General features: G+C 38.0%; 21 protein-coding genes, 1 other RNA gene and 1 pseudogene. 1 reads left to right on the top strand and 22 read right to left on the bottom strand.

What is annotated here, in order from left to right; translation table 11 throughout:
- Nucleotides 1–5: 5 nt before the first annotated feature.
- The 10 genes from STRPS_RS05325 to tgt all read right to left on the bottom strand — a co-directional run bounded on the left by STRPS_RS05325 (nucleotide 6) and on the right by tgt (nucleotide 8,457).
- Nucleotides 6–482 (bottom strand): transcriptional regulator GutM, encoded by a 477-nt coding sequence (locus tag STRPS_RS05325; protein ID WP_007892344.1) that lies wholly within the window; start codon nucleotides 480–482, stop codon nucleotides 6–8.
- Complete coding sequence (locus STRPS_RS05320; protein ID WP_007892475.1) at nucleotides 482–2,350, bottom strand: BglG family transcription antiterminator; 1,869 nt, start codon at nucleotides 2,348–2,350, stop codon at nucleotides 482–484. Before STRPS_RS05320 ends, STRPS_RS05325 begins: the two co-directional genes overlap by 1 nt.
- 22 nt (nucleotides 2,351–2,372) lie before the next feature.
- Nucleotides 2,373–3,173, bottom strand: a complete 801-nt coding sequence (locus tag STRPS_RS05315) for an SDR family oxidoreductase (RefSeq protein ID WP_007892283.1) — start codon at nucleotides 3,171–3,173, stop codon at nucleotides 2,373–2,375.
- A 147-nt stretch (nucleotides 3,174–3,320) separates the two neighbouring features.
- Entirely contained in the window at nucleotides 3,321–4,670 is a 1,350-nt protein-coding gene (locus tag STRPS_RS05310) for a glucose-6-phosphate isomerase (RefSeq protein ID WP_007892476.1), read from the bottom strand.
- A gap of 147 nt (nucleotides 4,671–4,817) precedes the next feature.
- An RNA gene (gene ffs, locus STRPS_RS10400) (signal recognition particle sRNA small type) lies at nucleotides 4,818–4,903 on the bottom strand.
- A gap of 20 nt (nucleotides 4,904–4,923) precedes the next feature.
- Complete coding sequence (tadA, locus tag STRPS_RS05305) at nucleotides 4,924–5,448, bottom strand: tRNA adenosine(34) deaminase TadA (RefSeq protein ID WP_007892588.1); 525 nt, start codon at nucleotides 5,446–5,448, stop codon at nucleotides 4,924–4,926.
- A complete protein-coding gene (locus STRPS_RS05300; protein WP_007892537.1) occupies nucleotides 5,448–6,227 on the bottom strand; it encodes an MBL fold metallo-hydrolase in 780 nt (259 codons plus the stop codon). The genes tadA and STRPS_RS05300 overlap by 1 nt, the downstream gene beginning before the upstream one ends.
- 130 nt (nucleotides 6,228–6,357) lie before the next feature.
- Nucleotides 6,358–6,894, bottom strand: a complete 537-nt coding sequence (locus STRPS_RS05295) for a biotin transporter BioY (RefSeq protein ID WP_007892556.1) — start codon at nucleotides 6,892–6,894, stop codon at nucleotides 6,358–6,360.
- Nucleotides 6,895–6,896: 2 nt separating this feature from the next.
- The gene (locus STRPS_RS05290) at nucleotides 6,897–7,202 is read right to left on the bottom strand and encodes a CHY zinc finger protein (RefSeq protein ID WP_007892549.1); all 306 of its coding nucleotides are present in this window, start codon (nucleotides 7,200–7,202) and stop codon (nucleotides 6,897–6,899) included.
- Between the two features lie 112 nt (nucleotides 7,203–7,314).
- A complete protein-coding gene (gene tgt, locus STRPS_RS05285) occupies nucleotides 7,315–8,457 on the bottom strand; it encodes a tRNA guanosine(34) transglycosylase Tgt (RefSeq protein WP_007892531.1) in 1,143 nt (380 codons plus the stop codon).
- A gap of 187 nt (nucleotides 8,458–8,644) precedes the next feature.
- On the opposite strand from tgt, the gene STRPS_RS05280 reads away from it, so the two are divergent.
- Nucleotides 8,645–9,412 carry a DUF975 family protein gene (locus STRPS_RS05280; protein ID WP_007892392.1) on the top strand — a complete coding sequence of 256 codons (768 nt, stop codon included), beginning with the start codon at nucleotides 8,645–8,647 and terminating at the stop codon, nucleotides 9,410–9,412.
- Between the two features lie 105 nt (nucleotides 9,413–9,517).
- Here STRPS_RS05280 and perR read toward each other — a convergent pair whose 3' ends face one another.
- The 12 genes and pseudogenes from perR to STRPS_RS05215 all read right to left on the bottom strand — a co-directional run bounded on the left by perR (nucleotide 9,518) and on the right by STRPS_RS05215 (nucleotide 26,153).
- Complete coding sequence (perR, locus tag STRPS_RS05275) at nucleotides 9,518–9,988, bottom strand: peroxide-responsive transcriptional repressor PerR (protein ID WP_007892293.1); 471 nt, start codon at nucleotides 9,986–9,988, stop codon at nucleotides 9,518–9,520.
- 37 nt (nucleotides 9,989–10,025) lie between these two features.
- Nucleotides 10,026–10,466, bottom strand: a complete 441-nt coding sequence (locus STRPS_RS05270; RefSeq protein WP_007892403.1) for a CoA-binding protein — start codon at nucleotides 10,464–10,466, stop codon at nucleotides 10,026–10,028.
- Between the two features lie 125 nt (nucleotides 10,467–10,591).
- Entirely contained in the window at nucleotides 10,592–13,237 is a 2,646-nt protein-coding gene (gene polA / locus STRPS_RS05265) for a DNA polymerase I (protein WP_007892256.1), read from the bottom strand.
- Between the two features lie 233 nt (nucleotides 13,238–13,470).
- The gene (locus STRPS_RS05260) at nucleotides 13,471–15,198 is read right to left on the bottom strand and encodes an ABC transporter permease/substrate binding protein (RefSeq protein ID WP_007893824.1); all 1,728 of its coding nucleotides are present in this window, start codon (nucleotides 15,196–15,198) and stop codon (nucleotides 13,471–13,473) included.
- A 15-nt stretch (nucleotides 15,199–15,213) separates the two neighbouring features.
- Nucleotides 15,214–16,494, bottom strand: a complete 1,281-nt coding sequence (locus STRPS_RS05255) for a quaternary amine ABC transporter ATP-binding protein (protein WP_007893863.1) — start codon at nucleotides 16,492–16,494, stop codon at nucleotides 15,214–15,216.
- Between the two features lie 546 nt (nucleotides 16,495–17,040).
- Nucleotides 17,041–17,928, bottom strand: a pseudogene (locus STRPS_RS10395) (diacylglycerol/lipid kinase family protein).
- Between the two features lie 267 nt (nucleotides 17,929–18,195).
- The gene (gene ulaG / locus STRPS_RS05240; RefSeq protein WP_007893762.1) at nucleotides 18,196–19,287 is read right to left on the bottom strand and encodes an L-ascorbate 6-phosphate lactonase; all 1,092 of its coding nucleotides are present in this window, start codon (nucleotides 19,285–19,287) and stop codon (nucleotides 18,196–18,198) included.
- Between the two features lie 173 nt (nucleotides 19,288–19,460).
- The gene (locus STRPS_RS05235; RefSeq protein WP_007893774.1) at nucleotides 19,461–21,128 is read right to left on the bottom strand and encodes a BglG family transcription antiterminator; all 1,668 of its coding nucleotides are present in this window, start codon (nucleotides 21,126–21,128) and stop codon (nucleotides 19,461–19,463) included.
- A gap of 69 nt (nucleotides 21,129–21,197) precedes the next feature.
- On the bottom strand, nucleotides 21,198–21,956 hold the full coding sequence (locus STRPS_RS05230; RefSeq protein WP_007893768.1) for a sugar phosphate isomerase/epimerase family protein: 759 nt from the start codon (nucleotides 21,954–21,956) through the stop codon (nucleotides 21,198–21,200).
- 12 nt (nucleotides 21,957–21,968) lie between these two features.
- Entirely contained in the window at nucleotides 21,969–23,501 is a 1,533-nt protein-coding gene (locus tag STRPS_RS05225; RefSeq protein WP_007893791.1) for an FGGY-family carbohydrate kinase, read from the bottom strand.
- A 190-nt stretch (nucleotides 23,502–23,691) separates the two neighbouring features.
- Nucleotides 23,692–24,681: an amidohydrolase family protein gene (locus STRPS_RS05220; RefSeq protein WP_037598917.1), complete on the bottom strand. Its 990-nt coding sequence runs from the start codon at nucleotides 24,679–24,681 to the stop codon at nucleotides 23,692–23,694.
- A 20-nt stretch (nucleotides 24,682–24,701) separates the two neighbouring features.
- Nucleotides 24,702–26,153 carry a PTS galactitol transporter subunit IIC gene (locus STRPS_RS05215; RefSeq protein WP_007893786.1) on the bottom strand — a complete coding sequence of 484 codons (1,452 nt, stop codon included), beginning with the start codon at nucleotides 26,151–26,153 and terminating at the stop codon, nucleotides 24,702–24,704.
- Nucleotides 26,154–26,167: the final 14 nt, after the last annotated feature.

Below are 26,167 nucleotides of genomic sequence, written 5' to 3'. Positions count from 1 at the left end.
TCCTTTTATTTTTTTAAATGATCATTTAAGCGTGCCATTAGTCCCTTCATATGGACATCAAGATCAAATGCCGAACTATATTTTGGAACCTCTTGATAAGAGCCAGCCTCAATTCGTAAAAATAAGTTTCTAGCATCTTCAATAGCAATTTGAAGAAGTTTATTTTCCTGGCGAATTAAGGGATTATAGCTATCAAAGTAGTGAATATCTTGGCCGACAAATTGGGGCATTTCTTTAAAACGAGCAAGAACAGTTACTCCTTGCATTTTACGTGCATCTAAAACGGTACCAGCTCGGTCAATAGCAAACATGACAAGCGTACCTGATTTGATTTTACCTGATCTGCGGCCAATGGCTACACGACCTTTTTGGCGAAGCTGAGCATAAACAGCATTGAAATGCTTCAACTGCTTCATTCCTAATATGATTTGAATAAGGTATGCTAGGATAACTATAATAGCGAAGACAACAATTGTATCCATCAAAAAATTCCCCTCTCTTTGGTCAACTGAATAAAAGCTTGCTCAGTTTCAAGCGACATTAATGCTCTCTTTAAGATGTCATCATTTGAAACCCTAAAGATATCATCATAAAGCTCCAACAACTCTGTTTCTCTCTCTTCTTCAATTCTTGCAGGTATTGCCACCATAAAAATTAGGGCCACTTGCTGGCCTCCTTCTTGATAAGGCTCATCTAAAACACCTGCCATCAGTATTGGTTTTTTATCTAGCTGATTAAGGGCGTGGGGAAAGGCGATCTGATTTCCAAATATGGTTGACTGGACTCTTTCTCGCTGGATAATTCTTGCGGTAAAGTCATGATCAACCAATCCTTCCTTTACTAAAGCGTCAGCCATTTTTGTCAAGATGTCGGGATAGGAGTCTGCTGCTTGCAATCTCATGAAACGGATAATATTGCTTTGCAATCTTTTTTGATGGAAATGGTGCACCCTTTGCCATTCATTCTGTAACCATTGGTCATTAAATAAATTTGTAATTTGAACCAGTGGCGATTTTAGCTGGCCAAATTTAAGGGGTACTGTTGTAAAAATTGCAAAATAATTATCATCTTTTTCTGGATTAAACTGTTCTTCTGAGAATTGGGAAATCTCAATATCTGGACCTAAAACCTTTGCTAAGCGTTGACAAATCAAATAAGCTGTTCCCCTGCCCGTAGTACAAACAACTGCTATCTTTTTTGAACCTATTGCTCTAACCTTATCCTTATCACGCATAATCAGTTCAAAGTAAAGAGCTAAATAGCTACATTCCGACAACTCCAGTCGGGTTGAAAAGTGTTCCTCTAAAACCTTGCCAGCTACAGTTGCCATCTCAAAAGCTAGAGGATACTTGTGCTGGATTTCCCCGTGAAAAAGATCATTTGCCTGAATATGAAAAATCAGACGGTTAACTAAAAATTTAAGATGGGTATGCATTTCAAGGAATAATTTATGGTCATCAAAATGAACCAGTAGCCTGTCCTTTACTTGCGCGACCATCTTTTGATACAAGTCAATAAAGCCCTGATTTAATCTTCCTTCTTGGTAAGACAGTCCTTCTATGTATTGGGTATTAAGAGCAAAAGAGATGAAGTTTCGTTCAAAGTGGCTCATTGAAATATGATAATCCAACTCTAAATGATAAACGATTTCTTCCATAAGATTTGCTGAATTGACTTCATTGCTATAGAAAGGTATATCTGTTGATAGGTGATAGTTTTCCTGAATACGTTTAATACTTATGGCAATTGTTTTTGTCAAAAGTTCTTGAATTTTACGTGGCAAACGATAGGATAAATAGACTTTCTCTAAGAAAGAGTAAGTGCCTTCTTCTAAAAATTCCGGATCAAAATAATTGTAAACATGGTGGATAAATAGAAGTCTTAATTGCATTTCTGATCCATAAATGTGAACACCTCGGTTTGGAATACCTGTGATAGAGACCTGGTAATCACCGGCAATCATTTTGGCGGTCTTTAAGTCTTTATTGATTGTACTCCTACTGACGGTCAGTTCTTCTGCCAAATCATCAATAACGATAGGGGAAGTTGCCTCCAGTAAACGCTTTAAAATATAAGCAACTCGTTTACTGGCTGAGTTAAAATCACTTGCTTTCCGTAAACTTCCAGTTAATATGGTTTCGAACCTTGCATAATCATACACGGCTAGTTCAATAAGGTTATTCTGCTGAATGATTTCAATATCACCATCTAGAATCGCATTTAATTGTTCAATACTTTTTGTTAGTGTTTGTGGACTAATCTGCAGCCGCTTTCTTAAATCATCAAATGTTATCTGATTTTGAATCACTAAGGCTTCTAAGATCTCATACCAACGGTTAACTAATGCCACAACTATCCTTTCTAACGGAATGTCATCCTCTTGTCTTCCCACCTGCTACATTGGTTGTAATTCCAGTGATATAGCTTGATCGTTCAGAAATATAATAAGCAACAAGATCCGCAACTTCATTGAGTTTTCCGCTACGTCCAAGTGGTGTTGTACTTGTGGATGAGTATCCTGCACGAATCGCTTCAACAGTTTTTCCTCTAGTATATCCCAAAGCTTCTTCATAAGCTAACGTTCTTAACCCGGTCGCTTCCATAATGCCAGGCGCTATCCCAACAACACGTACCCCGTACTTACCCAACTCTTTTGACCATGAGCGGGTGTAAGAATAGACCGCCGCTTTTGTAGCAGCATAAACACTTTGCCCTTCAGAACCTTCAAGCCCCGCTTCAGATGCCATATTAATAATGACACCAGCTTTTTGTTGTACCAAAATTCGGCCAACGGCTTGACTAACTAAATAAAGTCCCTTTTGGTTAATAGTTGTTATTTTATCAAAAGTTTCATCGTCTAACTCGTATTCACCATAAGGATTTTTCGGATCAACTAATAAACGTGGGATGTTAATTCCAGCATTATTAACTAACGCATCTATCTTACCAAACCGCTCCAAAACTTCTGACACTCCACTCTCCACTTCTTTCCTAGAGGTCACATCCACCTTAACAAACAGCAAGTTAGGATGCTTTAAAGCATTGTCTCTGATATCAAAATTAGCAACTCGAACATCAAGTTCTAAAAGTTCCTCTACTATAGCCTTACCAATGCCAGATGAGGCCCCCGTTACAATCACTGTCTTACCAGCAATATTTAACCAGTCTGTCATTTCATTTCTCCTTTTTTATGATTACTAGTTAATTATAAAACGCTTTCATTTTGAAATTAAGACAGCCTTTTTTGGCAATTCTTAAAATTTGTGACACTAATCAAGATCAAACAAAAAAAGCCCATATGGGCTTTTCAGGTGTAACTTTTAGAGACGAGCGTTTAAGTCTGCACCTAGTTCTTCGAATCCAGGTTTACCAAGTAGGGCGAACATATTTTTCTTGTAAGCTTCAACACCTGGTTGATCAAATGGGTTGACACCATTTAGATAACCTGAAAGTGCAATTGCAATTTCAAAGAAGTAAATGGTGTAGCCTAATGTAAATTCATCTTGGCTAGGTATCGTTAAGTAGGTATTTGGAACACCACCATCTGTATGAGCAAGAAGAACACCATCTGTCGCCTTCTTATTGACAAAGTCAACATCTTTTCCTTGTAAGTAACCTAAACCATCAAGATCAGCTGCTTCAGTTGGAATCGTCATATTTTTACGTGGTTTATCCACCCGAATAACCGTTTCAAAAAGATTACGATATCCTTCTTGGATAAATTGTCCTAAGGAATGTAGATCTGTTGAGAAGTTAGCTGAAGTCGGATAAATCCCTTTTTGATCTTTACCTTCTGATTCACCAGCTAATTGTTTCCACCATTCGCTAAAATATTGAAGTGATGGCTCATAGTTAGCAAGTACTTCTGTAATATAACCTTTACGATAAAGAATGTTTCGGATAACAGCATATTGATAAGCTTCATTTTCAGAGATTTTTTCTGAAGAATAAGCTTGACGAGCTGCATTAGCACCTTCCATCAATTTGGTAATATCGGCACCTGAAGCGGCAATCGGAAGTAAGCCAACTGGTGTTAAAACCGTAAAACGACCACCTACGCTATCTGGAACAACGAAAGTTTCCCAGCCGTTGGCATCCGCTTCAACTTTGACGGCACCTTTAGCTTTATCAGTTGTGGCGTAGATACGTTTGTTAGCTTCATCTTGGCCGTATTTTTTAACAAGAAGTTCTTTGAAAACGCGGAAAGCAATAGCAGGTTCAGTTGTTGTACCCGATTTTGAAATCACGTTAACTGAGAAATCTTTATCAGCAACATAATCTACTAGATCAGCAAGGTAGTTAGAAGAAATTGAATTTCCAGCGTAAAGAATTTGTGGTGCCTTACGTTCTTCAGCAGTTTGCAAGTTAACAAATGAATGGCTTAAGAAATCAATAGCAGCACGTGCACCAAGATATGACCCACCGATACCGATAACAACAAGTACTTCACTATCAGATTGAATCTTAGCTGCTGCTTTTTGAATACGAGCAAATTCTTCTTTGTCATAATCTTCTGGCAAATGTAACCAGCCAGTCATCTCAGCACCAGGACCTGTACCTTGACGTAAAGCCGTATCAGCTGCAGAAACATGCATCTGCATATAGTCTAATTCATGTGGTGCAACGAATTGCCCAAGGACTTTTGAGTAATCAAATTTAATGTGTGACATAATATACCCCTTATCATTTTTGCCTTTACTTATTATATTAACTCTTTGTTATAGTTTTTTCAATCATTTTGAGGATTTTTTCACAATATATGAAATCTTTCTCTACTTTCAGGAAAAAGATTGAAAACAGCTCTTAAGCCTAAAAAGAAAAAAATAGAGCACACACTCGAAATCGCTTAGGGCTGCTGGATTCCTCCCCTGACCCACTTCACGCACAAGTGTTGCTCCACCTAGTATTCTACCATTAAAAGGACTAATTGGCAAGACCTGAACTTGCTTGCTCTTTAACTAACCTTTTAGCTTCTTTCTTTTGAAGACGACCTTGACGAAAAAAATCCTGCATCATTTTGGCACATTCTGCTTCCAGAAGACCACTTTCTAGTTCTACCCGATGATTTAGGCGTTGGTCCGTTAGAATCTGATAGAGGCTTCCTGCTCCTCCAAATTTTTGATTAGGAGCTCCAAAAACCACATGTGGTATTCTCGCCAGACCAATCGCGCCACTACACATCACACAAGGTTCAATCGTTACAAAAAGACTAGTTTCTAATAATCTCCAATTTTTTTCATGGGCATTTGCTTCATTAATGGCCATAATTTCCGCATGCATAATAGCTTGGTTCAGCTCTTCCCTAGCATTATGCCCGCGTCCGATAATTTTCCCATCCTTAACAATAACACAGCCTATTGGAATTTCAGCCTTTACTAAAGATTTCTCAGCCTCCTTCAAAGCTTCACGCATGAAAAATTCTTTTTCCTCTTGACTATAATAGGCCATTAGTTAACACTTCCTAAATCCCATGATTTGTGAGGAAAGGCTAATTCTACTGGGATAGAGCCTGCATATTTTTGCGTTTCTTCTTTTAAGATCTCTAAGTGACGACTTGGGTCAATGCCCTGCGGTGGAACAGGAGGCATATGGGTGAGAACTAATTTTTTCACCTTAGCTTGCTGAGCAATTTGCCCTGCTTCTTTAGTGGTTAAGTGAGCTATATGATTTTCATTACCTTCATAAAGATAAACGTCTGCTAAAAAGAGATCCGCATCTGCAGCAAAAGTAGCTAAATCATCAAAATAGCCAGTATCTGCTGTAAAAACAAAAACTTGGCCTGTTTGCCGCTCGACTATACGAAAGGCATAGCAAATAACTGGATGGACAGTTTTAATAAATGCAATATCAAAAGGCCCAATAGATTGTGAACCCTCGACATCATAAGCAACACCAACAGAGACATCCGGTAAGCTTAATTTGGCAAATTCTGCTTGGTCTTCATTATGTGCATAGATGGGTAACAGTTTAGGTTCCCACAAGTGTTTGGGATAGAGTTGACGGTAGTGACGAAGAACACCTAAATCAGCCACATGATCAGGATGGTAATGACTGATAATGACGGCATCTAATTCTAGAGGACTGATTACTTTTTCCAACTCATTTAGAGCACGGCTACCAGCATCCATTAAAAGCTGAAAGCCATCATGGCCAGTCAAGAGATATGAGGTTGTTCCTTGATCTTTATAAGGATAACCTCCCCAAGAACCTAAGGTTGTAATTTTCATAAGACTAAACCTTCTTTCTTCATTTCCATTATTATATCAGAAATCCTCACTTCTAGCTTTCTTGAAAAATAAAAAACAAGCCCCCCTACAGGCCTGTTTTTAGACAAAGAACAAGGTCTTTATCTACTCACTACCGTATATTAATGTATGACTCTCTTAACTTTAATGCAATCAGAGTCGCAAGCGCCGCCTTAATAGTGTCTCCTGGAATAAAAGCAAGGTTAGACACCAACGCTGCTCTTATCGGCATTCCTGTATGAATGGATAACCAAACTGCTCCAAAGACATCTACTAAGAGCACTCCTACTAGCCAAATAAGGACAAAGATTATGATTTTGCTTTGTTTTTTCAATAGTTTAAAAAGTAAAGCAAAAAGAAAAGGAACTAAAAGCCAAGCAAAAACGTATCCTGCTGTGGGTCCCATAAACACTGGAAGTGTAGTGGCTTTACCTGAAAAAACAGGCACGAAAAATCCAATTAATAAGAATAAGAGAACAGAGACACTTCCCTTTTTGCCACCTAATAGCAAAGCTGCAAGCATGATCCCCATATTTTGTAAAACGATAGGGACAGGAATAAAGCCTAGTGGAATTGGAGGAATAAATCCAAGAATAATAATCAGGGTTGTCATCATAGCCATATAGGCTAAGTCTTTGGTTGTAAACATGTTTACTCCTTTTTAAAATAGATAGCTTTATGAAAAGCACATTTTGGATTAAAAGCTTTGTTACAATAGGGACAAGTCCCCTCTTCATAGGCTTCTAAGCTCAGTTGATTCTTACAGGAACCGCATAATACTGGAAATGGTTCTGTTTTGCCGCTAGGGCTAAAGCGATGCTCTTCTAAACTATCGTGGCACTGGTAACAAGCATAATATTTTTGACAGGCTTGGCATTTTAAGCTAGCAATATCTTTAGGACCATGATAGTGACAGCAACGTGATTCATGATCGAGATCCATTCCGTAATAATCCATAATATCTCTTTTCTGTTTATCAGTTTAATGAAAAAAAGATCTTTTGTCAACCTACATAAAAAACATAGGTAACAATAAAACACTAAAAAAACAGAGCTAAGCTCTGATTTTTTTAAAAGTTCCTGCTTGAAGCATTATAGCCATAACGCTCAAGGAAATCTTCACGAAAGTCTAAAAGGTTGTCATCTATAATGGCTTGACGAACTTTTTTCATAAGATTTACCAAGAAATAGAGATTATGATAACTTGTAAGGCGAATACCAAATGTTTCGTCTGCTTTCAACAAGTGACGGATGTAAGCTCGGCTGTAATTTTGACAAGTATAACAATCACAATCATGATCAAGGGGCGTAAAGTCTTCAGCAAATTTAGCATTCTTCACAACTAAACGCCCTTGACTAGTCATACAGGTTCCATTACGAGCGATACGCGTCGGAAGCACGCAGTCAAACATATCAATACCGCGAATAACCCCATCAATCAAGCTATCCGGTGCTCCAACGCCCATCAGATAGCGTGGCTTGTTTTCTGGTAGTAAGGGTGTTGTGAAATCAAGGACAGCATTCATCTCTTCATGTGATTCACCAACAGCCAAACCACCAACGGAATAACCAGGAAAATCCATAGCGACTAGGTCTGCCGCTGACTGGCGACGTAAATCTTCAAAACCAGCTCCTTGAACAATCCCAAATAAACCTTGGTCATGTGGGCGGCGGTGAGCTTTGAGACCTCTTTCTGCCCAGCGGCTGGTCCTCTCGATGGATTTTTTAACGTAATCATAGGGTTGATAGAATTGTGGGCATTCATCAAAACTCATCATGATATCAGATCCAAGATTGTTTTGAATCGAAATAGCCTTCTCTGGTGAGAGGAACATTTTTGAGCCATTAAGATGATTCTTAAAGGTTACTCCTTCCTCTGTTATATTACGAGAATCAGCTAGAGAATAAACTTGGAAGCCACCTGAATCAGTTAGAATAGGCTGGTCCCAGTTCATAAACTTATGGAGCCCTCCAGCTTTTGCAATCAACTCATCCCCAGGTCGTAACCACAAATGGTAGGTATTAGAGAGAATAATCCCTGAGCCCATCTGTTTGAGCTCCTCAGGAGATTGTGTTTTAACAGTGGCCTGTGTACCAACGGGCATAAACATAGGTGTCGGGAAAGTTCCATGGGGCGTAATAATTTCCCCAAGTCGAGCCCCGGTATGTTTTTCTTTCTTTATGAGACGGTACTTTATTGGATAATCAGTCATTTTTTCCTCGCTTTCAAGAATAACAGTCTTGCGCTTTAAAGAGACTAGGCATAACCTAATCTTTTTCGCCTACGGCTTTATTATTCTATCAAAAAAAAGAAGACTTGTCATGGCCTCTAAGGAACAATCTGGTATTCGAAAAGCATTCTAACTTATGCTATAATAAAATAGACTTAAAGGAGGCTAAATGAAATTATCTCAATACAAAGCCCAAGCTAGAGCTACACTGAAAGGCTTGCCTGGTAAATATCAATTATTTATTCTTCCCATTTTATCTTTTTTCTTTTTAATTAGTATTCAAATTCACCAAAACTATTTAGCTGAAAAAGAGATTCAACTGTCTATCTTTGCCTCTATTTTTCCAACTATCCTCAATATTGTCTCGGCCTTATTTACCCTATCAGCTGCTTTTACTATTTTAAAGGTCATACGACATCAACAAAACAAGGTATCTTTTAGTGATTTAGGGCTCAGCTTTTCTAGCACTTTCTTTTGGAAAATTATTCTGCTTGGCTTGATTCGTTGGCTCCTTTTATTGGCGTGGTCACTTATTTTTCTTGTCGGAGTGGGAATTACAGGTCTAGCAATCTATCTCTATCAGATTAAGGGGTTATCGGTAGCACTCTTTCCTCTTATTATTGGAATAATAACTACTCTTGTCGGAGCTGCTATTGCTATAAATCGCCAGTATGCCTATTCAAAAAGTCAGTATATCCTATTTGATCAACTACAAGCTGGAAGCTATACTGGCCTTTCTGATATTATTGATAAGAGTGTCTCTTTAACAAAAGGTTATAAATGGAAAAATTTTCTTTTACACCTTAGTTTTCTGGGGTGGTTTATTCTCTTGCTATTGTCTTTTGGTATCTTAATCATTTACATTTATCCTTACTTCATGACCTCTGAGCTCTATTTTTATGAAGACCTTATAACTTCTAATAAAGAAGTAAAGTAGGAAAGGTAAGAGCTGAAGCAAGACTGGATAAGCCATCTTCACATTGTCTCAATAGATGAAAAACCAACAGGGTTTATATCCTTGTTGGTTTTTTTGGCATCTGTATTAATAGAGTCGTTTGCTTTTCTTCTGACATTCTGGACAAATCCCGTAAGCAATAATGGGAATTCGAGTAACCTTATAGCCAGTTTGGTCATGGGCCTCTTTAGCAACATCCATGACATCGACATCCATGAAGTCAGCAATCTTACCGCAGTCCTCACAAACCACATTAACATGCTGGTGACCCATAAAATCATAATATGTGGTTAAATCATTGGTAATTTTAATTTCAGAAACAAAGCCCTCATCTACCAGTACTTTTAAATTATTGTAGACGGTGGCCAAGCTCATGTTAGGGAAATCATCCTTTAAATCACGGTAAATTTTGTCTGCACTTGGATGCTCTGTTGACAAAACCATATATGAAATAATAGCCTTACGTGTTTCTGTAATTCTAATATGTCTTTCTCGTAGATGCTCTAAGACATTTTCAAAGGCATCTAAAGCTTGTTGGTTATGTGAATGAACATCCATAAGCAATCTCCTAACAATCTATTTTTGGCGACTAGTTTTAATCTTGGTTCAATATAATATTCCGATAGTCGATTTTGAGGCATCTATTCATGACAATATCCTGACGGCCACTAGCCCTTAGGAGTTCTTCAGCTTCCTGACTTTGGAGGCCTAATTGTGCCCAAAAGACCTTTGCGTCCGTTTCAATAAAGTCCCTAGCAACTTGTGGCAAAGCTTCCTTACGCCTAAAAACGTCAACAATATCAATAGGTAGGGGAACATCCTGTAAGCACGCATAAACTTCTTGGCCTAAAACTGTTTGACCAGCTAATTTAGGATTGACGGGGATTATCTGATAATCCATTGCTTGCAAAAACTTAGCAACGCCATAAGCTGCTGTTTCAGGCCGATCTGAAAGTCCCACAACAGCAATTGTTTTGGCTTGGCTAAGATAAGTTTTTAGTGTTGCTTCCGGCGGATTTTGAAAGGTATAGGTCATTGATTTCCTCATTTTTCCTATCATAAGTGACTATGACAATCACTATCAGTACAATTTCCCTTTCATTATAACATAAAAATATTAGATCGCTAAAAAAACTTTAAATGCTAAGTGGCTTGTGGGACTTATTTGGCTTCATACCAAGATTGACCTGAGTTTTCGTCCGCCCGTAGGGGCACTGCCAAGTCAACAGCATCTTCCATTATTTCTTTGACCAGTTGACGAACAGCGGCTAATTCTTGTTTGGGCACCTCAAGGACGATTTCATCATGCACTTGAAGTAACATTTTAGCCTTAAACTCCCCGTCTACTAGGGCTTTATCCAGATTAATCATTGCTATTTTAAGGATATCAGCTGCGCTCCCTTGAATAGGCGAATTAATGGCTGTCCGCTCCGCAAAAGATCTGACGTTGAAATTACGAGAATTGATATCCGGTAATTCACGACGACGCTTAAAGAGTGTTTCAACATAGCCCTTGTCCTTGGCTTCACGAACGACAGCGTCCATATATTTCTTGATACCTGGATAACGTTCAAAATAGGTATCAATATAATCACGCGCTTTTTGACGACTAATCCCCAAATTATTTGAAAGACCAAAATCAGAAATACCATAAACGATACCAAAATTAACAGCTTTGGCATTACGACGATCATTTGCAGTAACATCTGCTTCTTTCTCAATGCCAAAAACTCGCATAGCCGTTGCTGTATGAATGTCGGCATTATCATTAAAAGCGGCAATCAAATGTTCATCTCCAGAGATATGTGCCAAAACACGTAACTCAATTTGTGAATAATCAGAACTTAAGAGAAGCCAATCATCACTTGATGGTGTAAAGGCTTTACGAATCAGACGCCCCTGTTCCATTCTAATTGGAATATTCTGTAAGTTGGGGTCAGTACTTGATAAGCGGCCTGTTTGCGTCAAATCTTGGACATAACGCGTATGGATTTTGCCATCTTCCATAATATAATCTTGTAAACCAATTAAATAAGTTGATTGTAATTTCGTAATTTGACGGTAATCAAGTATTTTGGCAACAATTGGGGCAATGGGAGCCAACCGTTCCAAGACATCAACAGCAGTTGAATAGCCTGTTTTAGTTTTCTTAGTCATAGTTAAAGGTAACTGCATTTTTTCAAAGAGGATGCTACCCAACTGTTTTGGTGAATTAATGTTGAACTCTTCACCTGCTAAGTCATAAATTTCTTGTGTCAGAGCGTCAATAATGTTCCTATTCTGCTCTGCCATTTCCATAAGAGTCAGCTTATTGACTTTAATACCGGCAATTTCCATCTTAGCAAGCACATTCGCCAGCGGCAACTCAATCTTATAATAAAGATCACTTTGCCCATTCTCAGCTAATTTTTCTAGCATAACTGGCTTACTTGTCGCAAGAACAGCCACTTTACGAGCTAAATGCGCAAAAAGAAGATCTTTAGCTGGGAAGGCACGTTTAACACCTTTGCCATAGACAGCCTCATCAGACTCTAAGCTGATACTAGTATGTAACCTAGCAATCGTTGCTAGCTCATTATCATCAACATTTGACAAAAGGTAGTTTGCAAGACGCGCATCAAAAGCGGCCTCAGAAATTTCTACCCCCAAATGACTTAAAAGGACTTTTGTCCTCTTGAAGTCGTAGGTAAGAATTGGTTTTTCTAAGACCTTTGTAAATAAGGGCTGACGCAGCAAGTCAGGATTCTGACTGACATAAATCGTCTCTTGGTTGCCCCAAGCAAAAGCAGTGATGGCTTCGCGGTGATAATTATCTTTTAGGATTTCAAAGTAGAAAAAACTATCATCAGCAAACATTTCACCAGTCACATTATCAATGACTTCCTGATATTGCACTTCAGCAACTGAAGAACTTGGTAATTGTGTTTTTAAGGCAGCTCGCAATTGCACAAAGCCCATTTCATCGTAGAATGTGGCCAAAGCATCAAGATTTGGTCCCTGGTAAAGCAAGTCTTCTAAACCAATGGTGATTGGTGCATCTGTGTTGATTGTTGCAAGGGTTTTAGATAAAAAGGCCTGTTCCTTGTCATTCATCAAGTTTTCTTTCATTTTAGAGGCCTTAAAATGATCAAGATTAGCATAGATACCCTCTAAACTACCATATTCATGCAGTAACTTGAGACCGGTTTTTTCCCCAATTTTAGTGACCCCAGGGATATTATCAGATTTATCCCCCATTAATGCTTTTAAATCAATAAATTGCTCAGGAGTTAGACCCATTTTCTCCATGAGATAGGCTGGGGTGAATTCTTCAAATTCCGCAACCCCTTTTTTCGAGATTTCAACAATGGTGTTAGCGTCAGTCAGTTGAATCAAGTCCTTATCACCACTAACAATGGTCACATCAAAAGGCACTTCTGTCCGCTCCGCCATTTTATCAAGTGTCCCAATAATATCATCAGCTTCGTAGTTAGCTAAGTCATAAAAAGGCACACCAAGAGCTGTTAACATCTCCCGAATATAAGGAAACTGCTCACGAAACTCATCCGGTGTTTTGGCACGGCCAGCCTTGTAATCAGCGTACATGTCCGTACGGAAGGTGGTTTTACCCGCATCAAAAGCCACCAGAATATGGGTCGGCTGCACTCGCTTCATCATATGGTCCAACATCAGGTGGAAGCCATAAATAGCATTAGTGTGAAGACCTGACTGATTCCGAAAACGATCAATTTGATTGTATAGAGCGAAAAAGGCACGAAAGGCGACAGAAGAGCCATCGATTAATAATAATTTATTCTTGTTTTCCATAGGCCTATTATAACACAAGGCTAGCCTCTTTGACCTTTTAAAGCAATCGCCAAAAAGAGTCTGGGACAAAAAGATATTAATTTTTGAGATTCCCCGCCATTAATTTTTCCAATTGATAAATGAAACCCAAAAAAGCGAACAAAACTCATTTTCTGATACTCAGAATACTGTCTTGTTCGCTTTTTATATTTGAGCTTAGACTTTTGTCCCAGCCTCTTTTTATGACAATTCTTTTAGTTAATCCACTTTTTAACTTTATCTTGGTTAGCTTTAACCCATTTTTTAGCAGCATCTTCTGGTTTCATACCATTGTTCATGTCTAGCATAACTGACTCCATGTCTGCTGTCGTCCAATAGAATTTATCAACAATCTTGTAAAGTTTTGGCATGTCTTTTTTCAGACCTTTACGAGCAATGCTATTAATATTTTCTTCCGAACCTAAAGTTTTCTTAGGGTCTTTAAGGTATTTTAAATCATATTTAGAAAACATCCAGTGTGGTGACCAGCCGGTTACAACGATTTCTTCCTTATTTTTAATAGCTTGGTCTAGGGAAGTCGTCATGGCACCGGTTGAAGATAGGACTAACTCCCAGTCCGACAAGTTTGGATAAGCCTTTAAGGTTTTTTGTGTAGCCGTTGTAATCCCTGCCCCAGGCTCAATACCGGTGATTTTTTTCTTAGCTTGGTCTGATAAATCTTCAATACTGTTCACATTTTTCATATACTTAGGAACAACGAGACCTAATTTAGTTCCTTTAAGGTTAGGACCTAAATTGTCCACCTGATTTTTATATTTTTTCATATGTTCCGCTTGTGTCACTGGCAGCCAAGGGCTTACTGTAAAGTCGGCATTGCCATTAGCAACTGTTTGCCACATAACGGCGTTATCAAGAGGTGTCATTTCTACACGGTAGCCTTCTTGTTTTAAAACTTCGGCAATAACATTAGTGGAAGCAATTTCTGAATCCCACTGCATATAAGCAATCTTGACTTTCTCACCCTTTTCACCTGAACCTGAGCTCATGTTTACAAAGGTTTGACCAAGGGCTGCACTGATAAAAAGTCCCAAGGCCAGCAAGCCGACCACTTTATTAGTTCTGCCAGCTGCTGCTTTATCTTCTTGCTTGCTGTTAATACTTTGTGTGGTACGGTCTAGAATAATAGCCAAAATAACCAAAGCCAACCCAGAAACAAAACCAGTACCAACATCAGCATGTTGTAAAGCTGATAAAACTTCACGACCAAGACCAGGTGCTCCGATCATTGATCCTGTAACCACCATAGAAAGGGCTAACATCATGGTCTGGTTAATTCCTGCCATGATTGTATTCTTAGCCAAAGGAAGCTCAACTTTTAATAATTTTTGGCGAGGAGTCGATCCAAAAGCATCTGACGCTTCTACCAACTCTGTTGAGATATTACTAATCCCTAAGTTGGTAAAGCGAACAGTTGGAGGTAAGGCAAAGATAACAGATGCGAAAGCTCCTGGAACCATTCCAATGCCAAAGAAAGCAACCGCTGGGATAAGGTAAACAAAAGCTGGCATGGTTTGCATAAAGTCCAAAATAGGGTTAACAATTTGTCTAACGGTAGTGCTTTTAGCCATCCAAATGCCTAGTGGAATCCCAATGATGATTGAAATTAAACTGGCTACCAAGACCAAAGTGAAAGTATTAATCAAGTGTTCCCATAAACCTTGGTTATAGATAAAGAGCAAACCAAGAAAGGTAAAGGTTGCCAAGGGCCATTTTTTCTTAGCTAAGAAGAAAACAGCTGCTGTTACTAATACAATAAACAGTAAGGGATTGATAAATAAAAGTACATTTGTTATCCAATCCATGATATAACTTCCAATGGTTTGTAGAAAATTAAACACACCAGAGAAAGTATGAGTTAGCCATTCCGTCAATTTTTCTACCAGCTTAGCCACTGGTAATTTTGTTTCTAGTATATTTCCCAAAATAGTATCTCCCTCTTACTTAGATTGCTCTGCTATTGCTCCCCCACTACTAAGGGGTTGGTCTGCGACCTCTTGTTCCGTATCTACTGTTCTAATGATAGTCGTATCATCTTCTTCTGGAATATTAGCCAAAGCTTCAATGACACGGCCACGAATAATGACACCCAAGAGACGGTTCTGTTCATCAGTAACAGCAATAGGTGCTGATGAATCATAGATTAACGGCATGATATCTGTAATAGTGGTATCCTTGTCAACAGTTCTAACCTCACGGTCAATGACTGCTTCCAAAGGTAACCCTTTTTTTCTTGCCTCTATAGCAGCATCAGCAGTTAAAGTTCCAACAAGTTGACGACGACGATTCGTTGCCATAAGCATAGAAACTTCTTCTGTATGCATACGATTTAAGGCAACTTGCGGCCCGTCAATTTCCACTGTTGTCGTAAATGGTTTAATCATAATGTTTTGTGCAGTCAAAACTTTAGAACGATCAACATCTTCTACGAATTCACGTACAAAATCATTAGCTGGATTCGTTAAAATCTCTTCTCCTGTACCAATCTGCATGACTTGGCCGTCTTTCATCAAAGCAATCCTGTCACCAATACGCAGTGCTTCGTTTAAATCATGGCTGATAAAAATGATGGTTTGTCCAGTAGAGTCTTGTAAATCTACCAATTCATCTTGCATATCTCGTCTAATTAAGGGATCAAGAGCCGAGAAAGCTTCATCCATCAAAAGTATTTTAGGGCCGTTTGCAAGTGCTCTTGCCAAGCCTACACGCTGTTGCATACCACCTGATAATTGATTTGGGTATTGATCTTTAAAACTGAGTAATCCTGCATTGTCAAGCGCTTTTTCAGCTCTTTCTTGACGCTCTGCTTTTGGCACACCCCTTAATTCTAATCCGAACTCCGTATTCTCTAAAATTGTTTTATGTGGGAAAAGAGCGAAACTTTGAAAAACCATATTAATATCATGACGTCTGACTTCTCGGAGATCCTCTGCATTCATTTTTGAGATATCTTTTCCTTCAAGTTCAATTGCTCCTGCCGAAGGTTCAATCAAACGATTAAGCATGCGGACTAAAGTTGATTTACCACTGCCCGAAAGTCCCATAATAACGAATATTTCACCTTCTTTGACATCGAAGCTGGCATCATAGACCCCTACAGTTGCCCCTGTCTTCTTGAAGATTTCCGTTTTGCTTTTACCTTGCTTTATCATTTCTAAGGCAACCTTTTGTTTTTTTCCAAATATTTTCGTCAAATGCCTAACTTCTAGTATATTTCCCATCGTAAACCTCTCTTATATTTTCTTTAACCGTTTCATAATAATAATGGGTAAAAACCCTCTTAATTTCTCATAATTATCAATGAAACTTTTCATATTCAAAACAGAACATATACGATAATATCATGTGTGGTCACTTTTGTCAACTTTTAGCGCTCAACCAAAGCGCCTTAAAAAGCTTGGTAATCGTTTTCTTTCCCCCTACTGAGATTGACACTTAACCTATAAAAATACCTTAAGAACAGCAAGTGACTGCATGAAAAAAGAAGTGGATTGTATTCGACACTGTAGCACATAAGTGAGACACAAGAAAAACACTTCTGTTGAAATCTAGTAAACTAGAAACAGAAGTGTTTTATTATGGTCAAAAAATCTATTCATTAGAAACCAAGGTATCTTGCATCGAAATGAAGAAAGATGAAGAAATCAGACAAGTCCAATTAGGTCATTATGAAGACCCTAGGTATCAAAAACAATAGTCAAATCTATACCTAGATGAAATGGTGTGAAAATAAAAACTTCATCATTTTCACCAGTCTGAACTTTTTATTATAAACAAGTATATACCTGAAGATGACTAGGAAGAACTTCTAATGTTACGGGAAGATAATCACCCTGATCTCCATCAACATTTGTTTGTAATGTCTCATTTTTAACAGTAATAGTTACTCTTTTGACTTTTCCATAAGCCACAACATCATCATTTTGACTGTCTTTTGACAGTAGTGTCGGGAGTGATGTCAAGGTTTCTGAAAGAGTTTGGTCTTTAGTAAAGACCAAATGTAAGAAGCCATCATCCACCTTAGCCTCTGGAGTAAAACGATCCATCCCTCCAACTGAATTAGTTAATCCGACTAAAATCAAAGACCCTTTAATTTCTTGTCTTTTTTCAGGTGTTACCATCTCAAATTCATAAGTTTTATTCCCTAGGATTTCCTTTACCCCTTATAAGACATAGGCCATTGGGCCAAGAGCCGTTTTCTGCTTATCATCCACATTATTAATGGAAGCTGTAATATTACCAATAGCCACAATGTTAGTAAAATAGCTATCATTTACTTTCCCAATATCCAAAGGACGGGTCTGCTCAAAAGTCAAGCAATCAATAGCTTCTTGAGGATCTAAGGGAATCTCTAGAGCTCTAGCCAAATCATTGACTGTTCCCAATGGCAGAAAACCAAACTTTGGCACATAGTCTTGCTCAGCAATGCCGTTGACTGCTTCGTTAACCGTTCCATCTCCACCCATGACAAAAATACTATCATAATGCTCTTTTGAAGCTTCACGTGCAAAGTCTTTGGCATCACCGATATCTTTGGTATATCGTGTGTCCACATGATCAAAATGATGTGTTAGTTTGTCACGCGCTACTTCTTCAAATGCCTTGGCTTGTTCACCACCAGAAGCTGGATTCACTATTAATAATACTTTTTTCATATAATCGCCCTCATCTTTCTCCTTATTTTCTTACATTTTAACATAAAATACTTTTGATGGGCTCATTCAGCTATAATGTAACTTGGAAGAGGGGTAGACGCTTAGCATCGTTTTATTTTTAATGAGAAAGCATATTCAATCTTATCTTTTCCACCTGTCTCTGTCTTTGTTATCTACTAACAGTTTCTTCATCGTGTTAAGCTAGTAAAAAAAGAAGACAAAATAACTTTGTCTTCATAGTGAATCCACTTGCTCAGTACTTTAAGGTTATAGCAAGGCTTTAAATTGGATATTTGAATCTTCTAAGAAGCAATCATCAAAGCCTCTTGGATGGTGGTACTCAATTTTATCTTTATCTAAAGGATAGGTATATTTTCCACCAACTTCCCATATGAAGGGATGGAAATTGTACTGTAATCTTTCCTTCCGCATTTTCCAAAGTTCCAAAATTTCATCTGTCGAAGCCATAAAGTTAGACCAAATGTCGTAGTGGACTGGAATAATAACTTTGGCACGGAGATTTTCTGCCATTCTTAACAAGTCCACAGAAGTCATTTTGTCCTGGATACCAAGTGGGTTTTCACCATAATTGTTTAGAGCGACATCAATTGAGAAATCGCGGCCATGTTTAGCGAAGTAATTTGAAAAATGCGAATCTGCTCCATGATAAATAGTTCCACCTGGTGTTTCAAAAATGTAGTTTACAGCTTTACGTGCCATTTCTTCATCTGTTACAGGTAAACCAGCTAATTCACCATTTTGAGCATCTGCACCTTCGACAGGCAAGGTAACTAGACAGGTACGATCAAAAGATTCTACAGCAGTAACTGTCATATCTTTAATTGTAATACTGTCACCAGGTTTTACAATAATAATGCGGTCTTCAGGAACACCCCATTTTTTCCAGATTTCGCCACATTCATACGGGCCAACTAATTTTACATGGTCTAATTTTGGATTATTAATAACTGCTGCAGCTGTATTGATATCAATGTGATCACTGTGGAAGTGAGAAACAAAGTAATAATCTAGTTCGTTAATGGCAAAAGGATCAATAACCATAGGCTGAGCGCGCAAATTAGGTTGTAATTTGCGAACACCGGCCATATTAGCCATCTGATGCCCACGAACCATATCTTTTACCTTTTTAGTTGATTTTCCTCTATTTGACCAAAGATCCATCACAATATTAGCTCCAGCTGGCGTTTTAATCCAAATACCGCAATTTCCTAACCACCACATAGAGACATTATTTTCAGGAACTATTTCTTCTTCAATTTCTTCATTCAACCATGTTCCCCATTCTGGAAATGTGCTTAAAATCCACGATTCACGAGTAATGTCTTGTACTTTTGCCATTAATGCTTTCCTCCGATAATAATGATTTATGTACTTTAAGTATATTACTCTCCCGAAAACTAAAAAAGACCAAGTCTCACACAGCTATGTGTTCAAAAATGGACGCTTTAAAAGGTGAATAAACTAAAAAATCCCCAACAGTCATTCCGTCCTTGGGAAGCGTCGAGGTGTGTCTAATTATTTTTAAAATCTTCAAGTAGTTCGCGATGAATAAGGGCTTCTATTTCCATTTTTAAGCCATGATTTTCAGATTCATCAGCCACATATTGACTGATACATTTTGCTAATTGGTCTGTAAATCGTGATTCTTTATTAATATTTTGCCGCTTAGCGAGGCGAATCAATGATAAGATATGATCATCGTTTAATATGGGATCAACAGTAATAGTGGTAAATGGGCTATCCAAATCCCGATTTGTTGTGATAATGACATCAACATCTAAGAGATCTTTGACACTTTCAAACTGTTCCGTAGTAAAAACTGCTAGGATATGTTCACTTTTTAAGTATTGGCTACATTGCTGAAGAACAATTTTTTGAATGGCAATACCATCATCAGAAACGATAATAAAACGCGTTTCTTCCACCTTATCGAGACTATTTCTAAGTTCTCCCCCTAAATGAATAGTCAAAAACGCAAGATCATCGTCTGATAAACAAATAGCCCAAGCTTCTTCTAAAATGGTAGCACAGGAAGCTGTTTCCTGATATAAGGTTTGATACCTTTTTTGAATGTGCTCTGTTAAAGGATTAACTGAAGAAATTCCGTATTTTTTACGGTAAATTAGAGCCTTGCAGTGTTGGGTTAGTTGTTTAACCAACTCCTGCTTATGCGCAAACCGTAAATCAAACCGATCTTCAAGGGCCTTAATAAAATGGCTGAGTGTCGTCCGCATATCATCATAATCTGGACTTTCTACATGACTATCTTTATCCTTTCGAAAAGACAGCATTAACATAGCAACTAAGCCAACTTCAATATCATCCAGATGTAACTTAAACCGTTTATATAACTCCTTTGCCAAGTCCTTGGCAATATAATATTCTTTACGCTTCCAAATCAGATTAAAATCTTTTTTTAATGTTTCAATGACCTGATAATCGCAGCGCATATTGCGGTAACTTAATAAGATAAAGGGTAAAATTTGAACCATAAAATGACTATCTTGTCTGTTAATACGCTTTCCCAACTGAACCTGTGAATCAGAGAGGTAATCATTGAGAAAACATGTGAAGTCACTTGAAAAATAAGTCGTCTTTGCTAAATGTTCTTCTAATTTATGATTAAAGAAATCAAGGAATGTCTGATTATCTCCGTGGTATATATCATCTAGTATCTTGTAGAGAAATTGGAGATAAGTCAAAGGATAGCACTCAAAGTAGTAGCCCATTGACTTTGTTGAATGCAGTTGAATAGAGTACTCGTAAGTCGCTAAGGTCTCTCGTAATTCATTGAGATCATTTAAAATCGTATTACGAGACACATCGTTAATCTGCATCAATTTCTCGATGGTGACACGTTGTGTCGAAATCGCAATAAAAATAGCAGATAATTTCATGCGTTCGTCACTTTTCATAACATAGTTATAATCCGTCACATCTTTCAGTAAAAATCGACAAGCATCTTTTTGTTTCTGATCTAAGAGGATTCCTATACGTGGCAAGGAAATAATCTGGTTAACCACCTCAGGCAAAGCCTCGTTAATTTTTTCTAAGTGATAATAGACTTTTCGCCGTGATTGTCCTAATGCTTTTGAAATGGCCATGACTGTCTGAGGCTTATCAAGTTTAATCAAATAAGATAGCAAATCGTAGCTTTTTTTGTCTAGCAAGAGTACCATGTCAATCTTCCCCTTAAAATCTATCTTTGCCTATTTTATCATTATTTTAGTGACTTTGCATCTCTCTTTTTAAAAGTCCTTTTTCTGAAGTTGACTTAATTTGTGGGCATCAGCTACTAATTGGTCATTTGTTGTGGGATATTCTAGTGCTAGGTACTTTGCTTTTGGAAACTGTAGGATCAGGGGTGCGATATCAATCTCCCCTTCAAACAAAGAAACACTATTTTCTAAGCCAAACAATGCTTTCTGATAATTTTTACAATGAAGATAGGTGGTAAACTTACTCATCTTTGAACTCGCTTGAGAAAGCGATTCACCAAGAAAGGCCCAATTCCCTGTATCAAAAACGAAGCTTATAGGTAAACCAGCTTGACGAACTAATGACATGAAATGAGAGCAATTAGAGAGACTTCCTCCTTTAAGGTCCTGATTATTTTCGACCACAATATTAAGATTACTTGACAAAGGCGCTTTTAGGGTTTGCAGAGTCGCTAGCGTTAGACTAGTCGCATCACCAATATTTAACTTTAAAAAAGGGGCACCAAGAATATCTGCTTCTTGTATTAAGTCATTTAAATTAGGGTTAATCTTACCATCAACTAATAGGTTTTCATTAACACTATAAAATAGTGCCAAATCTAATTTCTCTGCTTTTTCTTTTAGAGTTTCTAGTTCTTGAGGAATACTTTTTAAAAACTCACGGCGAACCTCAAATCTTTTGAATCCCATTGCAAAAACTTGTTCTAAGAGCTTTTCTTGTAAAGCTCCTGCTTCCAGCTGGGAGCCAAACACAATACTATTAATAATAAGATCTTCTTTTTCAAACATATTCTTTTCTTTCTATTCTTTTTGTGGCAGTTTCGACAAGGCAGCTAAAGATTGCCAAACGGGAGCCATGGCCCTTAACAATTGCTGATAAATATCATATTTTTGCTGGTAATACTGACTTTGTTCCGAATTTGGTTGGTAAGAATCTTTGACAACCACCATTTCTGCCATAGCTTTTTCCAAGGAAATCCCGTCCAATGTAGATTTAGCAATCAGAGCTCCACCTAAACCGCCTACTTCGCTAGCTGCAACTGTCTCAATTGGTAGATTTAAAATATCTGCAAACATTTGAACCCAAGCTTTTGAACGCGTTGCGCCACCAGTCATTCTAATAACCCTAGGAGCAGAGCCTTTAGCCAAGATAAGCTGCTCAATGTGCTGCTTATGGGCAAACGCAATGCCTTCATAAACTGAACGTAACAGATGTGATTTAGTCGTTCGAGTACTTAAGCCAAAAAAACATGATTTAGCATCTGTAGAAGCATTGCTACCATATAAAAAGGGGAGAAAAATAAGATCATTATAGGTAGCGTCCGTGTTTTCTAAAAATATCTCCAGAGTCTCATAGATGGATTCACCCCCATGCTCTTTGATATTTTTCATTTCTTCTGACATGAGCATCTTTAAAATAATATCTAAATTCCCAGCAGAAGTTGGGCTACTAGCTTCAATTAAAAAATCACGATTTGGAAAATAAGAATTCATTTGACCACTACTTTGACTAGCAGCTTGTTTACTTGGAAAAGCATTAATGTTCCAAGTACCCGAAATTAAACTAAATGTGTCTTCTTCTAATACACCTGAACCAATAGCGCATGCATCGATATCAAATAAGCCTCCTAGAACCGGTGTTCCTTCTATTAATCCCGTTAAGCTGGCAACCTCCTTCGTGACGATGCCTACAAGATCCTTACAGTCCACTAATTCTGGCAGAGCCTGGAATATCTCATCAATTCCAAAAAAACTTAGAATAGCTGGGTCATAAGTTCCCGTCTGAAAATTTATCCAGTGATTACCTGAAGCGTCACCATATTCTTGGTTAAGGTTACCCGTTAACTTAAAACGGATAAAATCCTTTGCCGACATAACCCAGCCAATCTGATTATAAATGGCGGGTTCATACTCCTTCAACCATCTTAATAAAACCGGACTTTGAACAGCTACAACATGTTGCTTTGTTATCTCCCAAAGCTCATTAATAGTTGCTTCAAAGCTAGCTGCTAACTCTTTAGCGCGCTCGTCTGTAGATAAGATTCCGTGGCAAAAGACTTCCTTATCTTTATTTAATAAGTAAAGTCCTTTACCATGTCCAATAGGTACAATTGCTGCAATATCTGAACTCTTAATAGCGGCTTTTTTGATAACTTCCTTGATGGAATCACAGATGGCTTGCCACATGACTTCCAAATCAATTTCGCGAAAACCAGGTTTATTTTCTATTCTTAAAGTTGGGAAAGAAGAAACATGAATTTCTTTTCCCTTCTCATCAAATAAAATTGCCTTTGTGCTGGTTCCACCATAATCAATACTTAAAAAATAACGCATGGCTTATCCTTTCTTAATAAACACGAGCAAGCCCCTTAAATATCAACTTAGTCTTCCTGACAGACAAGTTTCTTGGGTATAGTCTTCTTTAATCTCTGAGACCTGTTAGCAAAGCAAGTCAACTATTTAGGGTATTTCTAATGACAAAATGAGTTTGAAACACGGTATTGTTCCAAACTCCTAATATCTCTTAATATAGGCCTAAATCTTTGGTAGCAGGGTCTATAGCTTGCTGATTAGCTTCAATAGTGGCTGGCTTAAAATAAACACGTTCTGCATTGTTATAGAGGACGTCTTCTAATTCTTCTTGAGAGAAAATATCAACCTCTTCTAACCAAGTTGCCAATTCTTCATAGGTGTTAAATGTCGCTGACCAAGGAGAATCTGTTCCCCAAATAATACGCTTTGCACCTAAAATCTCTTTTGCAATACGAACGTTTTTCTCTGATTTAGGAAAAGGAAACTGATCCGGACTATCAATATCTTGAATAGCCGAAATATCTGTATAGATATTATCTAAGTCCTTCCACATGCTAAGTTCTGCACGCAGACGATTTGGTGTATCAGCATGCGGGAATGATAAGTGACAAACTACAAAATCGAGACTTGAATACAGGCGAGCAAGATTAGCAATCGCATCAGGCTGGTGGCTGATTTGATCCCAATTACCATAATCAACGGTCACCACAAAGCCAGGATAATCTAGGAGGTAAGTTAAAATACGGCTAACATGAGGGTCTGTATCTAAACGAAATGGTGTTTTTTGTCCGCGATAACCGTGAATACCGCCACCTTGACTAATTTCAAATTTAATGGCACGAAAACCCAGTGTTTCAACATGACGTTGAACAATTTGCATCGCATTTTCAGCAAAAGGATCTACTGAGAAAGCTCCCGTAAAACGTTCCGGATATTTTTTAATCGCAAGGTAGGTATAATAATTTTGATAACCATTGAGATGTCCTTGTAAGATGACTGCTTTCTCAACATCATTAGCATCCATAAGTGCCAAAAAGGATTCTGCTGTAAAAGCTTGATCTCCATAGCCATCTGGAATCAATTTTATCAGATCACCATCATCCCAAATAGCATACCCGTCGCCAATAGCATTTAGGCGCCCTTTACCATTAAAACCAGCAATCGTATTAACAATATGCGCATGTCCATCAATTTTCTTCATTTTTATTTCCTCCATTACAACTAGTCTTCTGCGATAAAGATTTTTTCGCTAGAACCTTCAAATCCACTGTTTTTATCTGACATTACTTTTAAATAACGATAGATAGCTTCTCTTCGTGTCCTTAGGAGTATCAGGAAGGCTAAATAAAGGACAATTGTCAAACCTATATAAATTGGATTGCCAGAAATCCAAGCAAAGAGAACTACTGCCGTTAGGGGGTGAGCAAGCAGATTAAAACTCATAATCAACGTCACTCCCGCAGGAAGAGCCGTTCCAAATTGTTTAACGGCGTCAGTATAAATTGGACCAAGAGCACTAGCAGCATACAGTCCTAAGCTAAACCAAATAATCCCATTTAAAATAGCCTTTAAAATATTCCCTCTAGTAACTGCAATCATCGCCTCTATCATAAAGGGAATAGCAATGAGGTCGACCACTGGGAGAGCCTTATTGCCTGGTAACATGAGAGAAATAACAACCATAATCGGCACCAATACCAAACCAGCAATGATTGTTGCCGGCTCACCAAATCCCACCCCATCATCAACGGCAATAAACCAACGTTTCTTATCAGAAAGAGTGGAACTTTCTTCATTTTCTTTTTTCTTGTTCCGTTCAACAGCTTCAGCAAGTGGAGCAAAGGCTTGAGCAAAAACACCCGTAATCAATGGGAAAATAGTCATAACCGCGGCTAAAGCAACGGCAAAGGACAGAATTCCTCCCCAAGTCTCTATAGAGGCAAGTTTTTTAACACTTCCCAAAATGCTAATAATTAAGCCTAAAATAAAGCCTAGGGTCATTGGCTCACCAAAAATACCAAGTTTTGTTTTTAATGATTCTGGATTTAATTTAACCTTATTAAGACCTAGCAAATTCCATAAGGGATCTAGTATTAAAGCAGGAACAAGAGTTTCAATATTATGAATGGAATTAATCGTAGCATTTTTAACCCCATAATACTCTGACCAACGGTCTGCTAAAACTTCTGACATCACTAGTGAATAGAGCAAAACAAAGACCATGAAAGCAAAAGAAAGAACAAAATTTCCAGTTGCTACATAGGCCATTGTTCCCCAGATCATGTAGCCAAAATTATTCCATAAATTTGAAGGTACAAACACACGGGTAATCCCTGTCAAGAATAAAACAAGCTCAATCAAGAGACCAAAGACAAAAAAGGATAAACCAATCTCTGAAGAGAAGGCAGTCAATGATCCAGCCTGCCAACCAATATCAACAATAGGAAGATTAAGTCCAGTTGTTTCAACCATTTGCTGGATATATTTGGTTACCATTGGAGCAAAAGCTGAAATAATCCAACCAAAACCGGTTAAACCTACACCTGCGCGCAAAGCACAGAAGAAGGCACGTTTAGGATTAACTTTTAGAAAAAGACTAACGATAAAAATCATTGCAGGTACAACAGTCGCTGCACCAAAGACTTCGAAAAATTTGTGTAGAGCTACTAGCATAGAGTCACCTTTTT

This window comes from Streptococcus pseudoporcinus LQ 940-04 (assembly GCF_000188035.1).
GTDB classification, from domain to species: Bacteria; Bacillota; Bacilli; order Lactobacillales; family Streptococcaceae; genus Streptococcus; species Streptococcus pseudoporcinus.
The sequence above is the reverse complement of the archived record's forward strand: the minus strand, read 5'-3'. Positions and strand labels throughout refer to the sequence as shown.

Coding starts and splice junctions, on each gene's coding strand:
- STRPS_RS05280 (WP_007892392.1), top strand. CDS start 8,645: ATGAAATTATCTCAATACAAAGCCCAAGCTAGAGCTACACTGAAAGGC.
- STRPS_RS05325 (WP_007892344.1), bottom strand. CDS start 482: ATGGATACAATTGTTGTCTTCGCTATTATAGTTATCCTAGCATACCTT.
- STRPS_RS05295 (WP_007892556.1), bottom strand. CDS start 6,894: ATGTTTACAACCAAAGACTTAGCCTATATGGCTATGATGACAACCCTG.
- ulaG (WP_007893762.1), bottom strand. CDS start 19,287: ATGGCAAAAGTACAAGACATTACTCGTGAATCGTGGATTTTAAGCACA.
- STRPS_RS05220 (WP_037598917.1), bottom strand. CDS start 24,681: ATGAAGAAAATTGATGGACATGCGCATATTGTTAATACGATTGCTGGT.
- polA (WP_007892256.1), bottom strand. CDS start 13,237: ATGGAAAACAAGAATAAATTATTATTAATCGATGGCTCTTCTGTCGCC.
- STRPS_RS05290 (WP_007892549.1), bottom strand. CDS start 7,202: ATGGATTATTACGGAATGGATCTCGATCATGAATCACGTTGCTGTCAC.
- STRPS_RS05215 (WP_007893786.1), bottom strand. CDS start 26,153: ATGCTAGTAGCTCTACACAAATTTTTCGAAGTCTTTGGTGCAGCGACT.
- STRPS_RS05230 (WP_007893768.1), bottom strand. CDS start 21,956: ATGTTTGAAAAAGAAGATCTTATTATTAATAGTATTGTGTTTGGCTCC.
- STRPS_RS05235 (WP_007893774.1), bottom strand. CDS start 21,128: ATGGTACTCTTGCTAGACAAAAAAAGCTACGATTTGCTATCTTATTTG.
- STRPS_RS05225 (WP_007893791.1), bottom strand. CDS start 23,501: ATGCGTTATTTTTTAAGTATTGATTATGGTGGAACCAGCACAAAGGCA.
- STRPS_RS05310 (WP_007892476.1), bottom strand. CDS start 4,670: ATGTCACACATTAAATTTGATTACTCAAAAGTCCTTGGGCAATTCGTT.
- STRPS_RS05300 (WP_007892537.1), bottom strand. CDS start 6,227: ATGAAAATTACAACCTTAGGTTCTTGGGGAGGTTATCCTTATAAAGAT.
- STRPS_RS05255 (WP_007893863.1), bottom strand. CDS start 16,494: ATGGGAAATATACTAGAAGTTAGGCATTTGACGAAAATATTTGGAAAA.
- perR (WP_007892293.1), bottom strand. CDS start 9,988: ATGGATGTTCATTCACATAACCAACAAGCTTTAGATGCCTTTGAAAAT.
- STRPS_RS05315 (WP_007892283.1), bottom strand. CDS start 3,173: ATGACAGACTGGTTAAATATTGCTGGTAAGACAGTGATTGTAACGGGG.
- tgt (WP_007892531.1), bottom strand. CDS start 8,457: ATGACTGATTATCCAATAAAGTACCGTCTCATAAAGAAAGAAAAACAT.
- STRPS_RS05270 (WP_007892403.1), bottom strand. CDS start 10,466: ATGACCTATACCTTTCAAAATCCGCCGGAAGCAACACTAAAAACTTAT.
- tadA (WP_007892588.1), bottom strand. CDS start 5,448: ATGGCCTATTATAGTCAAGAGGAAAAAGAATTTTTCATGCGTGAAGCT.